This is a genomic window from Nitrospirota bacterium (assembly GCA_035516965.1).
GTDB lineage: Bacteria > Nitrospirota > UBA9217 > UBA9217 > UBA9217 > MHEA01.
In genome coordinates this window covers 40,215-53,901 of sequence record DATIZR010000116.1, presented here as the reverse complement: position 1 = coordinate 53,901, position 13,687 = coordinate 40,215, and the positions used below count along the sequence as shown (strand labels likewise).

General features: G+C 56.8%; 15 protein-coding genes and 1 riboswitch. Of the genes, 3 read left to right on the top strand and 12 right to left on the bottom strand.

Going from position 1 to position 13,687, the window contains the following annotated elements; genetic code table 11:
• Window positions 1–143 precede the first annotated feature (143 nt).
• The 4 genes from VL197_16730 to VL197_16715 all read right to left on the bottom strand — a co-directional run bounded on the left by VL197_16730 (window position 144) and on the right by VL197_16715 (window position 3,261).
• Complete coding sequence (locus VL197_16730) at window positions 144–374, bottom strand: cysteine-rich small domain-containing protein (GenBank protein ID HUJ19634.1); 231 nt, start codon at window positions 372–374, stop codon at window positions 144–146.
• Between the two features lie 15 nt (window positions 375–389).
• Window positions 390–584, bottom strand: a riboswitch (cobalamin riboswitch).
• Window positions 585–688: 104 nt separating this feature from the next.
• Window positions 689–2,200, bottom strand: a complete 1,512-nt coding sequence (locus VL197_16725; protein HUJ19633.1) for a DUF4070 domain-containing protein — start codon at window positions 2,198–2,200, stop codon at window positions 689–691.
• 420 nt (window positions 2,201–2,620) lie between these two features.
• Window positions 2,621–2,887: a hypothetical protein gene (locus tag VL197_16720; GenBank protein ID HUJ19632.1), complete on the bottom strand. Its 267-nt coding sequence runs from the start codon at window positions 2,885–2,887 to the stop codon at window positions 2,621–2,623.
• Window positions 2,888–2,964: 77 nt separating this feature from the next.
• Window positions 2,965–3,261: a c(7)-type cytochrome triheme domain-containing protein gene (locus VL197_16715; protein HUJ19631.1), complete on the bottom strand. Its 297-nt coding sequence runs from the start codon at window positions 3,259–3,261 to the stop codon at window positions 2,965–2,967.
• Window positions 3,262–3,733: 472 nt separating this feature from the next.
• Between VL197_16715 and VL197_16710 the strand changes: the two genes are divergently transcribed.
• Both VL197_16710 and VL197_16705 read left to right on the top strand, forming a co-directional pair.
• Window positions 3,734–3,976, top strand: a complete 243-nt coding sequence (locus VL197_16710; protein HUJ19630.1) for a hypothetical protein — start codon at window positions 3,734–3,736, stop codon at window positions 3,974–3,976.
• A gap of 426 nt (window positions 3,977–4,402) precedes the next feature.
• Entirely contained in the window at window positions 4,403–5,905 is a 1,503-nt protein-coding gene (locus VL197_16705) for a DUF4382 domain-containing protein (protein HUJ19629.1), read from the top strand.
• A gap of 351 nt (window positions 5,906–6,256) precedes the next feature.
• On the opposite strand, the gene VL197_16700 is transcribed toward VL197_16705, so the two are convergent.
• The 6 genes from VL197_16700 to VL197_16675 all read right to left on the bottom strand — a co-directional run bounded on the left by VL197_16700 (window position 6,257) and on the right by VL197_16675 (window position 10,314).
• Window positions 6,257–6,637, bottom strand: coding sequence for a hypothetical protein (locus VL197_16700; GenBank protein HUJ19628.1), 381 nt, complete (start codon window positions 6,635–6,637; stop codon window positions 6,257–6,259).
• Between the two features lie 519 nt (window positions 6,638–7,156).
• Window positions 7,157–8,050: a YihY/virulence factor BrkB family protein gene (locus VL197_16695; protein HUJ19627.1), complete on the bottom strand. Its 894-nt coding sequence runs from the start codon at window positions 8,048–8,050 to the stop codon at window positions 7,157–7,159.
• Window positions 8,051–8,304: 254 nt separating this feature from the next.
• On the bottom strand, window positions 8,305–9,063 hold the full coding sequence (locus tag VL197_16690; GenBank protein ID HUJ19626.1) for a sulfite exporter TauE/SafE family protein: 759 nt from the start codon (window positions 9,061–9,063) through the stop codon (window positions 8,305–8,307).
• Window positions 9,064–9,244: 181 nt separating this feature from the next.
• Entirely contained in the window at window positions 9,245–9,634 is a 390-nt protein-coding gene (locus VL197_16685) for a hypothetical protein (protein ID HUJ19625.1), read from the bottom strand.
• 79 nt (window positions 9,635–9,713) lie between these two features.
• The gene (locus VL197_16680) at window positions 9,714–10,049 is read right to left on the bottom strand and encodes a ferredoxin-thioredoxin reductase catalytic domain-containing protein (protein HUJ19624.1); all 336 of its coding nucleotides are present in this window, start codon (window positions 10,047–10,049) and stop codon (window positions 9,714–9,716) included.
• A gap of 1 nt (window position 10,050) precedes the next feature.
• Window positions 10,051–10,314 (bottom strand): glutaredoxin family protein, encoded by a 264-nt coding sequence (locus VL197_16675; GenBank protein HUJ19623.1) that lies wholly within the window; start codon window positions 10,312–10,314, stop codon window positions 10,051–10,053.
• 463 nt (window positions 10,315–10,777) lie between these two features.
• Between VL197_16675 and VL197_16670 the strand changes: the two genes are divergently transcribed.
• Window positions 10,778–11,335, top strand: a complete 558-nt coding sequence (locus tag VL197_16670) for a Slp family lipoprotein (GenBank protein ID HUJ19622.1) — start codon at window positions 10,778–10,780, stop codon at window positions 11,333–11,335.
• A 114-nt stretch (window positions 11,336–11,449) separates the two neighbouring features.
• Here VL197_16670 and nadB read toward each other — a convergent pair whose 3' ends face one another.
• Together nadB and VL197_16660 are read right to left on the bottom strand one after the other, a co-directional pair.
• A complete protein-coding gene (gene nadB / locus VL197_16665; protein ID HUJ19621.1) occupies window positions 11,450–13,018 on the bottom strand; it encodes an L-aspartate oxidase in 1,569 nt (522 codons plus the stop codon).
• Between the two features lie 124 nt (window positions 13,019–13,142).
• The gene (locus VL197_16660; protein HUJ19620.1) at window positions 13,143–13,616 is read right to left on the bottom strand and encodes a hypothetical protein; all 474 of its coding nucleotides are present in this window, start codon (window positions 13,614–13,616) and stop codon (window positions 13,143–13,145) included.
• Between the last annotated feature and the right edge of the window lie 71 nt (window positions 13,617–13,687).

Below are 13,687 nucleotides of genomic sequence, written 5' to 3'. Positions count from 1 at the left end.
TAGATCTTAGAAGACGCCCGTTACTGAGCCGTTTTTCTGTTTGTGCGCTTTTTGGTAATGAGGTGAGGTAAGGTGAAACAAGGGAAGGACGATTTTCTCGCAGACAATCGGTCTTCTACCAAACGCCTTGCCTGCTTTACGTTTTACCGGCCATAGACCTTGCTGGTCACCACTCCGAGGACGTAATCGTATCCTTCCTCCGTGTGGGGAATGACGCAGTCCGAGCAGTCCTTGACGCCGTTCCGGTAGGTGAAGTCTCCTTCGCAATCGAGCAGATACAGCGGACACCAGCAGAAGAGGCAGGATTTCCATTCCTGAAGGTTGTGGCAGGGATAAAAACTGCAGTCCTGGTGCGTGAAAAACTTGTAGTTCATGGTTGTCATTCCTCCCGCGAGAATAGTCGTTCCTGAGGTCTTCCGGCTTCGGGCTCGATCCTACTCACCCGCCTTCCCACCATGATGTTACTCATGACAGTGGCTTATCGTTGGGCTTTCGTTCCCTTCACGGCTGCGGGGCAGCGGGAGATTCTCACTCCTCTTCCCTGAAATCATACTCCAGAAAAATCAGTATTCCTCTATCAGTCTTTCCGTCATCACCTCGATTCCCGGGCTCGCCGGAACTTATTCGGCAAAAGTTTAAACTGCCTGCGGGGGAGTGCCGGCGCAGGCATGACACGGCGAAGTTTTCTTTACCTCAGCGCGGCCGCCCTCAGCGTCTTCTCATGACTCGCGAATACCTTGCGGAAATGGAACCCGTAGATAGACAGGGTGATGGCGAGCGGGAAGAGCCTCGGTTTTCTGAACAGGGACCAGAAGAACAGTTTCCAGTAGTAGTACCGCTCCCGTCCGATAATGCCGAGGCGCACCACGGACTTGAACCCGGCCATGATGTAGCTGAACTGGGGTCGGAAGCTCCGCGCCTTTGTTGCGGGGCGATACTCCTTGAGGAACTTCTTCACCCTCGCGTAGTAGTGCTTCGGCGAGTAGATCGTGTTGAGGATCGAGCGGTAGCCGTTCAGCAGGGCCTCGCTGCTCATCTTCGGGACGAAGTTGATGGAGAAGTCCGTATTGTCGCCGGTCGCTGCCCTCGTAAGGCGTCCTTCCTGTTTCATGCGGCTGTAGAGCTTGGTGCCGTGCGGCGCGTTCAGGAGCCCCACCATGGCGGTCACGATCCCGCTTTCCTGGATGAAACCGATCAGGCGCTCGAAGATCGACGCTGGGTCCTTGTCGAACCCCACGATAAACCCGGCCTGGACCTCGAGGCCGGCCTTCTGGATCTTCCGGACGCTTGCGATAAGGTCGCGGTTCCGGTTCTGGAGCTTGCTGCATTCCGCGAGGCTTTCGTCGTTCGGTGACTCGATGCCCACGAACACCTGGTCGAACCCCGCCTTGACCATGAGCCTCATCAGCTCCTCGTCGTCTGCAAGGTTGATCGAAACCTCGGTATACAGCGTGAAGGGGTGTTTGCGCTCCTCCATCCATCCGATGAGGGCCGGGAGCACCTCCTTCTTGAGCTTGCCCTTGTTACCGATGAAATTGTCGTCCACGATGAACACGCCTCTCCGCCAGCCACGGGCATAGAGCGCATTGAGCTCGGCGATGACCTGGTCCGCGCTCTTCGTTCGCGGCACGCGGCCGTAGAGCACGGTGATGTTGCAGAAGTCGCAGTCAAAGGGACAGCCCCGGGAATACTGGATGTTCATGGAGGCGTACTTGCGCATGTTCAGCAGGTCGACCCGGGGCGCGGGCGTGGCAGCGAGATTTGCCCATTGGGGAGAGGTGTAGATACGCTTCGCCTTGTCATTCCCGAGGTCCTCGAGGAAGAGCGGGAGCGTGATCTCAGCCTCGTTCAGCACCAGATGGTCCACGCCGTCGAAGTCTTCGGGGTTGGCCGTGAACAACGGTCCGCCGGCGATCACTCTGACACCGAGCGCTTTGCACCGGGCAATGACCGACAGGGCAGACTCTTTCTGGATGGACATGGCGCTCACCAGCACGTAATCGGCCCAGCGGAGATCGGCATCGGTCAGATGCTTCACGTTCAGATCGACAAGACGCTGCTCCCATTCGGCAGGCAGCATGGCGGCCACGGTCAACAACCCGAGCGGCGGCAGGCTCGCCTTCTTGGAGATGAACTTCAATGCGTATTTAAAACTCCAGAAGGTAGTGGGGTACTTGGGATAGACGAGCAGTAATTTCATGTTCACTCCTTTATAAGAATTGCACGCCAGGCCCGCACTAATAATAAAGTCTGAGGATGTGCATAGGCTTGTAAGCGCCCAACCTTCATTATCCACCTTCGAGGCTAAGAAACAATGATATTTTTTGAAATATTTCGCATTATTAAAACCGGGGATTTTTTTATGAACAAATATAGCACTGTTCAGGCACAGGCAAAGAAGAGGAGAAGGAAGGAACATCAGGCGATGCTCAATGGAGAAAGCCTTGTATCAGAGATGGGAACCGACCGCTCAGGAAGGAAGGCAGCGCACGGAATTTACGCTCCTGAAGCTCTTTGGGATAGAGCCCCATCTGACCAAGGAAGAATTGTATGCAAGGTGGAACGAAAGAGCAGTAGATGCGTGCGGACGAAATGCATTGCCCGCCTGCAAGCTTGTGGTCTATATTTTTCGCTTTTTCAGAATATAGATTAACATCAGATAGCCGATGCTGGACGCCGGCAAAAGGGTGTCCGCAATGACTGCGCCCATTGGTCCCGATCTTTCCATTTTCTCAAAAAAATCGACACCCATGACGAACAAAGGAAGAGTAATGACCAGCAGGACCATCCACAAACGCGGCATTGGTCCGGATATGGCCGGCATCTGAAAATTGCGCGACTCGCTGTCGTAAGGCCGTCTGATTCCAAGTTTTACTCTGCTTAACATGGTTCGCCCCCCCCCCGCAGGTGAATGAAAACAGAATATGAGTACGCTGCAAGATGCGCCGCACCGCTTACAGAGTCTCATCTCTTGCGATGGCAGTACGAACAGCTCGATGGATCGGACATGGAAACGTGATGGCAATTGCCGCAGGACATGCCCATTTCTATTTTTCTCATGGAGATGAAACTCGTATTCCTCTTCATTTCGAACATCGCAGGGATGAGGCCCTGCCGGTCATGGCAGTCGGCACAGGTGAGGCCCTTACTGGCATGAAGGGTTCCATCAAAAACAACAGCTCCAGCGCCTTTTCCATCGAACGTGAGTTTGACCCCGATCGGCACGGCAAGAGCGTTTGCCGCGAGAAAACAGAGGGCCATCAGGGTGGTAATCAGCACTGCATACTTGATCCTGTGTCTATTGTTCATTTGCATCATTCACCTTTCCTCAGGTTGACTAAAATTGAGTATTTATTAATCACTCGCCCCATGACGAGTTTGAGCGCTATTGCGTTCACTTGAATGCACTTAAATGCAACTCAAATACCATAATGAATGCCGCAGGAAATCAGTCAGTTGGAATGCTGTCGTGATTTTCCTTATCCGGTATTTTGGTGAAATAACCAGATTGCGTTTGGGCATTACACCGATAATGAAACAATAGTGAATAAGCCGCATGAACGGAAAGCCAGCTTTATTGCGGCAATGAGCGAAGACCAGCTGTCACGGGAAGAAGCAATGAAGTGGTGTTCAGGCAGGGATTCTCTGTGAAGAGGATGGAGGCGGTTCCCAACGTTCAACCTTATAGCATGTGATATAATGGAGGGTAAATTTTCCAGGAAAAGGAGGGCGTATGGCAAAAAAAATCGTAATTGCTTTGATCGTCGGATTTCTTATTGGCGGCACGGCAGGCAGCTGGGCTGCGATTCATCAGCCGCACATGATCGCTGCCCTGGAAGCATTGAAGAAAGCGAAGGTGGAGCTGGAAGTGGCTGAACACAACAAAGGCGGGCATCGCGAGAAGGCACTTGAACTGGTCCATAAAGCCATTGAGCAGACGCGAAAAGGCATTGAGGCCGGCGAAAGAGGAAAATAGCCTGAACGGACACAACATTCACGAAGGGACGGCAGGCTCGCCGTCCCTTTTTTATTGGCGGAGAGCGTAGTCGGTGCTTACCAGCATCCAATTGCGCTGTTAATTCAACGATGTCTCAATTTTCTAGAGCCGCTCGAGGGATAATCATATGCTTATTAAACTTCGTATGCCATACCGTGTCTTACTACCAAACATTGTTTTTCTCAACGGGCGAGGAGGTGATTCCGTGCAAGATGTTTCAAACGTGAGGTGAATATTACCAGGGCTTCTTCAGGGCCGGGCGGGATTTTTTCAGTCCCCGCCGAGAAACCAGTCTTTCAGGAGGGTATGATGAAATCTCGAGAATATTATTCTTTAATTCTAATAACGCTCTTCGTTCTTGTATTGCAGGCATGCGGCGGTGGAGGTGGAGGCGGTGCTGTCGTTATGCCCACGGGCGCCGCAACCGTCAGCGTTACGGACGCCCCAGGAGATTTTGACCATGTCTACATAACGGTGAAGGATATCTGGTTCCATGCGAGCGATGTCGCCGATCCCCGTGCGGGCGACTGGCTCAGGTATCCGCTTACCACCCCGGTGACGATTGACCTGCTCAGCCTCGCGAACGGCAACATGCAGGCGCTCTGGAGCAACATCCAACTGCCGATAGGGACTTACCGGCAGATCAGGATTTTCCTTGAGCCGACATACGATTCAACGCTGCCGGCGGGCACGTATCATAATTACGTTGTCGTCGGAGGGAATACCTATCCTCTGTTCGTCCCGGATTTCGACCACGGGATCTCGCTTATCGGCGCGTTCAATATTACTTTCGGGGGCACCCTCAGGCTTGCCATCGACTTTGACGCGGGTGAGGACATCGTCGAATTCCATGAGGGGTTGGATTATGTTCTGAAGCCCCGCCTCGCCTACTTCGACCTTGATAAGGCGGGAGCGATAAAGGGGCAGATCTCATCTTCCGGATCGCTCACCACGCCTGACTTTGTGATCAAGGCCGAGAAACTGGTCACTGATGGCACCTCCACGTATCACGCGATTCAGAGATGGACCATGCCTGATGCCTCCGGCAACTTCGTCCTGTATCCGATCTCAGCAGCGACGAAGACGTACGATATCGTCGTACGAGGCCTTGGCCACCAGACCGTGATCATCAAGGGCGTGCCTGTTACGAGGGGCACAACGCCGTCTACTGCGACCGATCTCGGATTGATCACGATGATGACGGCTACCAACCCGGACTACACGGTAGCAGGTGCCATCGCATCCCCGACGGGCGCGTGGGTGCAATTTTACCAGACCCTTCCCAACGCGGGCGAGTATCCTTATGAGATCCGGTTCAGGCATTTCAATCCATTGTATGGCGGTTTCAAACAGACCTTTGCACTATCCGCCGACCCTGTTCATGTAGGTACATACATCAGCAGTGGCCTGGTATCCGCACTGACGACGACCGATCCCGTTGAGGGCGCGGGGAATTTTACCGCCGTGGCCGGAGCCATATTATATAGCCGCAGCACGTCAACACTCGTGAGCGCGGCAACCACGACCGTTTCATTCCCGACACCGCTCACGGTCGTTTCTCCCTATAAGGGCAACAGCGTCACGGGCTCGATTGTCATGAGTAATCCGGGCAAGATGAACGCTAAGATGGACCGCGGCCTGCTCTTTGCCGTGAATGGAGGCATGATCGTTGACGCCATCCGCGTTGATAGCCAGATGACAGGAACAGGTTCCAGTGCTTACACGCTGTCGAATCTTGCTGGAGGCTCTACCGGAACGCCGCTTCCTGGTGCATTCTATGGCATTGATGCGGTTGGCTGGTTATCAAGCGCTCCGACCGGCACGTACCGGTCGATAGGGATCCCCACGATCGTCGATCTCCGCACGGGGAACGATACGGCTGACATCGCTATGCTGCCGCTGTGGTAATGCCTCAATGATATGAACGAGCAAGGCCTTCCGGGATCTCCGGAAGGCCTTTTATTGCTGCACCGACAGCCGGGGGAATGCGGCTGTCAATCTATCAGGATGATTGCCCCGATTTTCTTCGGTCCCGCACGGATCTCCTGTCTTTCCCGCTCCTGCGTTCGGGACCTTTGAATTGCGGGTCATTGAATTTTCGTCGATCTTCGCCGGACCTTCGATTCATGGAATGCGTCTCCGATGTACCGGCGTTCCGCTGGAGTACAATCGCCCCGGGAGCCGTGCTGCAGGTAATGTAAGAAAAACAGGCCGGTGAAGCCCAACGCTCGTTTCCGCGGCGGGCTTCACGGCGGGGGATCATCTGGTTGCCATTGCCCTCTCTTCCTGGGACATCTTCGCCAGGCGTTCGACCTCTTTCGCGTCCAACTTCAGTCCTTCAGCAACCCGTCGTCCATAATCGGGATCCGGTCTTGTAGAATCTTGTAGAATACGGCAGCCTGGCGCAGTTGGATGCGCTTCTGCGCGCCGTGCAGGTAAATCCACGATGTTGCCGCTCACGTGATCCCGGTCAATGTCCGTCATGACCTTGCGGTAGAGGTCGCCGGCCTGTACATAGTCGTCATTGGGATGGGCATATTTCATGCGGCCGGCCTTCCCGTTGAAGCCCATGGGCGGCTCGGCGACTTCGGCCTTTGCTTCGGGGCCGCCGAAGGTGGTGAGCAGGATGACCTTTTTCATGATGTCTTCCTTATTGATCCTTGGATGTCTTCAAGTCAAATGAAGTTCGGGGGTGATGCAATGCGCAAAAGGCCCTTCTTCCGCGTGCTCGAATAAAACACAAAAAGTGAGCTCAGAAGTCCCGCCTATCGCGGGATCTGTTTCGATCAGAACTCCCTGCAACCCGCTGTCAAGATTGTGATTACGTTCGGTGTTGTGAGGCGTTTCCGGGTCAGAATGATTCCTAACTTGTTTCAAGTGTAGAGCCCGTGATTCCTGCTGTCAAGGAGCCTTAAGGATTATATAAATGGAGGCATTTTGAAGCAGCAAGGTCAAAGATGCAGAGGGTTTGCGTATACGCTCTCTGAGACAGCGCGGCAGGCGAGCAAAAGTTCTCTCAGACGGTATGCAAAGACGGGGAAGGAAAGCGGCGGCAAACCGCACGTGACTACGTGCGCTGCATCCGCGTACGAAGGTTTTTCCATAGAATGGCCGGACTCCTGAAGGCAGCGTTTGATCTTCCGCGATCACGCATATCGATCATGTTTTAAAGCCGGTCTCATCCTGCCGGCTGATATCGGTGGTCTTGCGCTCAAGCTCCGCAATGACCTGGGCGCCGAGTAAAAGGATAAGGGCAACAGCCTCGGTGCTCAGAAGCGCCACGACGGCCGTGGCCAGGGACCCGTAGATCAGATTCACCATGGAGATGACCGAGTAATACCAGACCAGCACGCGACGCGTGATCTCCCAGAGGATCGACGCGGCTATCCCTCCGGTCAATGCCCGACGAAACGTGATGCGCTCGACCGGCATGACCAGGTAGATGGACGTAAGCAGAAACACCTCGCCGACAATGCCCAGGGTATACAGCGCAACACCGGAAATGCCTTCCAGGCTCAAGCCCCATCCGAACAGGAATATATGCCGTTTTTCGACCGTCTCTATCGCTCCCGTGATGAATGACACGATCAGGATGCCAAGGCCCAGGACGAGAATATACACGTACGGGATAATGGCGGAGATGAGAAAGTGACGGCGCCTTATTATCACCCGGTGAACAAAGATCACCGACATGGCATTTTCGAGCACGGTAAAGGCTATGGAGCTGAAAAACAGCATGACCAGCAATCCAATGACGCCGACCACGTTGCGATGCTCGAGAAAGACCCGCACCTGGTCGGTCAGCGTCGCCGCATAGCCGGGGATGACCATCTCGAGATACGTCGACAGGGTGTGGAACAGCTGCTCCTCTTCTATGAAGTGAGACAGCCCGATGAGGGCGAGAATAGACAGGGGAACGATCGATAGCAGGGTATAGTAGGCAACTGCTCCGGACAGCAGCAGTCCCTGGTTGCGCCTGAAGTCGCGCAGGACCCGCGCTAAAAAGCCGAAGAGCCGGCTGGGCACTCCCTGTTCTGTCTGTTTTCTGTTCATTTCGGAATATCAACCTGGAAGATGATGAGAAGCGTAACGAGTGCCGGACGATACCTGGGTGACCAGCCGGTCAAGTTCGGCATATCGCCGCAATGTCCGGCAGGGAACCTCCGCCGCTGGCCTCAAAAAAAGTATAGTCGAATTTGTTTCCGAGATAAAGAAGAAAAGAGGGGAATGTCGGTATGCCCCGTTCCGGAGTTTACGACCGCGTCATAGGCCTCCCCGGCTGCGAAACCCACCTGCCCGGCGATTGGTCAGCGGGAAGCGGCTTCACGCAAGGCCGGGCGACGGGTCTTCAGATACCGCACGCCTGTCACGATAAGCAGGGCCGCAAAGATGAACCGCAGCGCCGCATCAGAAAGGAAATGTGCGACGGTGCCGCCGAGAAACGTCCCGATCAGGATGCCTCCGATGAGGCCGGGGAGTACCTCGGTCCGCATATTGCCGAGCTTCCAATGCGTGTACGCGCCGGTCATGCCGGTGGGCACCATGACGAGGAGGGAACTGCCCTGCGCGTAATGCTGATCGAAGCCGGCGAGCAGGACCATGGCGGGAATCATGATCGCTCCGCCACCAACACCCATCATCCCCGACGTGAATCCCGCCAGAGCGCCGGTGAGCAGCAGGACCGCGATCCTGACCGCGGCCGGCGTATGCAGCGCGGGAAGGAAAGGCTTCGAAAGCATCAGGCCTGCGACGAGGATCAGGTAGCCTCCAAAGGACCGCTTGAGCTTCCATTCGGGCAGGGAATGGGCAAAATGGGCGCCGGCACGCGCCGCGGCCACGGCGGTCAGAGCCATGAGGATCGATGCGGTCACATCCAGCGTGCCATGGATGGCATAGGTGATCGCGCCGACCAGTCCGGTGAAGACGAGGGCGACGAGGCTGATGCCATGGGCAGCGTGCTGATCCAGTTTGAGGAAGGCGACCATGAGCGGGATCGAGACGATCCCGCCGCCACCGCCGGTAATGCCGCCGAAAAGGCCCGCGAGAAGACCGATGAGCAAGTTCATGAAAAAACCTCTGAAAGGCGGATTGATGAGCGCAGAGGGCGCAGCGGCGAACCAGGATCCAAATGTTTGTGAGGCGCCATGACGTGCATGATGAAGAGGCTGCGATGAAGGCCGCGGAACTGCCGGTGCGAGATGTGTTTGGTCAGGAGAGAAACAGCCTGTATTTCTGCGGTAAGTGCCCTCAGTCGCTCGCCCCCGTCACAGGCCCGAACTGCCGGCCGAACTGGTTCGCGGCAGAGACGCCCACCTCCTGCAGCATGCGCTTATGGGTGTCCTTGACGAGGTCCAGGGGAACCGAGAGAGCCGCGGCGATCTCCTCGAGGGGGCGGCCCTGCGCGAAGTGGCGCTCGGCGATCAGGATCTTCAGGAAATCGGCCTGGATCAGTCTCTCCAGTTCTCTATCGGCAACAGAATAGGTTTCATAGGCCTGGCGCAGGGTCTTTCCGGCGGTGATGGCTTCGCGGAACTTGCTCACCGCCTCCTCGTAGATCCTGCCCTCTTCAGGCGTGAACTCCTTGAAAACGAACTCGGGCATGTCTGCCTTTTTCTTGTTTTTGTCTTTCTTTTTCATTCCCTCGCCTCTGTGTATCGTATCGGGTTTCCCGGGTCTTCAGTTGAGAACCGGGTGCACCCGTGCAGTTCATTCGCGGTTAAGACATCCTCCGCTTTGCCTTCGGCCTCCGCTCCGGCACCTGTTTCTGTTCGATCGCTCCCTCGTTCCAGGCAATCGATACGTAGAGACCGCAAAAGCAGCTGCCGAACTCCTCGACATCGGGATCGCGGTAGACGCAGGGGCAGATGACGTCGGCATCCTTCTCCCTGACCCCCCAGGCCAGCCGGCACGGGCAAGACCGGTACCCATATCTCGCCTCGTTCGTCAGCAGGCCCTGCATGATGTCCATCACGAAGGGCCTGTCCCTGTTCAGGCGGATGCCCTGGGATTCCGCGTATTTTGACAGTATCTCGTAGAGTGCTTCCGGAGTCATCTCATTCCAGGTCGAGGGCTTTTTTCAGCTTTTCCTCGTTGAATCCCACGACAACCGCATCGCCGATGCAGATCGTGGGGAAGCTGCAGTCGGGGTTCAGCTTCCGCACCTCGTCCATGATCCGCTCCCGTTCAGCGCTGCTCAGGAGGTCCACATCAATGAACTCTACATCGATGCCCTTATCCCGGAAGAACCGCTTGGTGCGGTTGCAGTGGGAACAGGTGCTGAGCGTGAACAACTTGATCTTCGGGTTGGCTTGCGGCATGTCAGTCTCCCTTGCGATTCGTTCGACAGTATAACATGGAGCATGATGCGATGCAATGAGATTGAAACGGTGGATCGAGTGGAGACGGCCGAACAAATATCCCGGAAGTCTCTGTGTATGCGGGCGGTGGAACCAGGAACTGATCCCTGCGCCTTTAGGCTGCCTTGACATTGCCGCGTGCGGAATTTAATATGGAATCGGGAAAAGACCGCGAAACAGAGCAGGGAGGTGTTTCCCTGTCGGTTCTTGTATGTAATAAAATCGGCGGCCGTAGCTGGATGGATGACTGGTCCCTCCCGAAGAGCCGGTCTCAGTCTTCTCGGAGCAGGGCAATCGCCGGATAGCGCATCGGCTGAACAAGCCCTGGCCGTCCGGAGCAGGAAGGGGTGGCTGAAATGCACTGCTCCGTATCGGGATTTCCGTCTCAGGTGTCTTCAGGGTTGAGGGCTGCAGGGAGAGAGTAATGAAAAAGGTATTGATCCTGGCGGCAATGGGAGCCGCCGTTGCGCTTCTTTCCTCCTGCGCTCCGGTTCTGAGCCGTGATCTGATGAGGCAGGGGGAGCGGGATGTCTCGCTGGCCCGGCTTCGGGAAACGCCGGATGCATACCGCGGTAAGGTGTTCATTCTCGGCGGCATCATCGTGAATGACCGCTTGACCGCGCAGGGCTCGGAGCTTGAGGTATTGTACGTGCCCGTGGACTCGTTCGGGTACCCGAAGACGGGAGAAGAGATGCAGGGAAGGTATCTGGCGGTCTACGCGAAGCAGAAGGGCATGCTCGATCCTGTTGTGTACAAGGCGGGGAGGGAGGTCACTCTTGCCGGTGAGTTCCGGGAGACAAGGGAGGGTAAGATCGACGAGATGGATTATGTTTATCCCCTTTTCGAGATCAGGCAGGTCTATCTCTGGGAAGAGGAGCCGCTCTATTACGCCTATCCCTATCCGTATTCCTATTATGATTATGGCCCGTACGGGTATAATCCCTACTGGGGGCCGTGGCCGCCTCCACCCGGATGGTGGTGAGGCGAAGAAAAAGCCCTTCTGAAATCAGAAGGGCTTTTTCGTTATTGCCGGCAGCGGAGCCGCTGTGATCCGTCCCTGTCCGGAACATCGATCGCTGAACCGGATCACGCATCGTCATTTCGTAATTATGGTCCTTTTTCTCCAGTTCTTCCCCTTCCCCGGGAAATCGCTCCTGAAATGAGCGCCCACACTGCCCTCCCTTAATAATGCCGAGCGGGTGATGAGCATGGATGACGTGAGCATGTTCCTGAGTTCGAAAAGGCTGCGGTCCGGACCGTGTCCTTTCATGAGCCGGTCCCACTCCCGGAGCTGTCTGAGCGCCCCGGTCAGGTCCTGCTTGTTGCGCACGATCCCGACCTTCTCCCACATCAGTCTCTTGAGCGACACCCGTATCTCGGAAACTCCCGCGGCCTTTTCAGGGCCATGGTCCTTCCGCATCGGCAGGTTCCGCGACAGGCGCGCAGGCCGGTTGACGTGCCTCCTGGCATAGCGCGACGCCGCGAGGCCCGCCCGCTCGCCATACACCAGCCCCTCCAGCAGAGAATTGCTCGCGAGTCGGTTTGCGCCGTGCACACCGGTACATGCGGTCTCGCCGGCCGCAAAGAGGCCCGGTACGCTCGTCGCTCCCCAGAGGTCCGTCCTGACGCCGCCCATGATGTAATGAGCGGCGGGCGATACCGGGATCGGCTCTGCGGTGATGTCGATGCCGAGGCCCTTGCACGTCCGGTAGATGCGCGGGAACCGCTGCATGACATAGCCGGCGTTCAGGTGGGTCATGTCCAGGAAGACATGGTCGGCTCCGGTCGCCGCCATTTCCGCGTGGATGGCGCGGGTGACCACGTCGCGAGGCGCGAGCTCGCGCGAGGGCGAGTAGTCGTCCATGAACCGCACGCCGTTGATGTTTTTGAGCATGCCGCCCTCTCCGCGCATGGCTTCGGACAGCAGGAACTGCGGCGCGCCCTCGCGGAAGAGCGCGGTGGGATGGAACTGCACGAATTCCATGTCCACCAGTTCGGCGCCCGCCCGGAAGGCCATGGCCATGCCGTCGCCGGTCGAGACCGCCGGGTTCGTCGTGCGCTTGTAGAGCTGGCCTGCCCCCCCCGTTGCGAGCAGGACGGCGCGGGCCGAAATGATCAGGACCTTTTTGAGCGCCTGCTGGCAGACGACGGCGCCCACGCAACGCCCCTCCCGGATGATGAGGTCGCGCGTGAAAGCAAAATCGATCTTGGAGACGGTCCGGGAGGAGCGGACCTTGTCGGTCAGCACGCGCATGATCTCCCGGCCCGTAGAGTCGCCCTGGGCGTGGAGGATCCGCCTCTTGGTATGGGCGGCTTCCTGGGTGAAGGCGAGCTTCGATCCCTCCTTGTCGAACTCGGCGCCCCAGAGGATGAGTTCCCGGATGCGCGTCGGGCCCTCTTCGACGAGGGTCCCCACGGCCTTGCGCAGGCACAGGCCGTCGCCGGCCCTGATCGTGTCGTCGAGGTGGATCGAGATCTCGTCCTCGTCGGAAAGAGCCACGGCCACGCCGCCCTGGGCGTACTCGCTGCTGCTCTCCGACGGCGCATCCTTGGTCACGACCAGCACCTCGCCGTTGCTTGCCAGCTCGACAGCGGCCCGCAGGCCGGCAACGCCGCCGCCGATGATGAGGAAGTCGGTCTGGATGTGTTCTTCGGTATAGTTCATTCCGCTCATATCCGTAATCCGGATTTCTCAATTCCTAGCAAGAACACCCTACAATGAGCCGGCGCGACGCCAGAAGATTCGCGCTTCCCTCCTTCAGGGTCATCTGCTTCGAAATGAGGGCTGGCTACTTCTTTCCCGGCGCTTCCGCGGGCTGCGGCAGGAATGGGTTCTTGCCGTCGAACGAGACGAGGCGCGCGTCCTTCGGATCGAACGCGAAGGTGGCCCTGCCGCTGTTCTTCAGGACGGCGCCCCCTTTTGTCTCCCAACTGCCGTCCCAGTTGAAGGTGGCCCTGGTCATTCCCTTGTCCTCGACCGTGATGTACATGCGGGAGTACTGGACCGTGAACTGCGCGGTGTCGTATTTCGCGAAGACCGCCTCAAGAGCTGCGCTGAACTCCTTCCGGTCCTTGTAGCCGTCGGAGATCAGCCGCATGAACCCGGAAAGGTTCTTCTTTCCGTACATGCTGCTCAGGTCCTGGAGGGAGGCGATGACCTTGTTGCCTTGGGTCGCGGGGGCCGTCGGGGGTTTGGTGCTCCCGCAAGCTGATGCCGTGAACAGAAGAGCGGTGATGAACAGGAGAGAATATAGGCGGGTCATAAGACCTCCGGGTTTGAAATAAAACTGAAAAAGGAAAAAGCAGACCGGGAATGTTGGTCAGGGCTCATTGT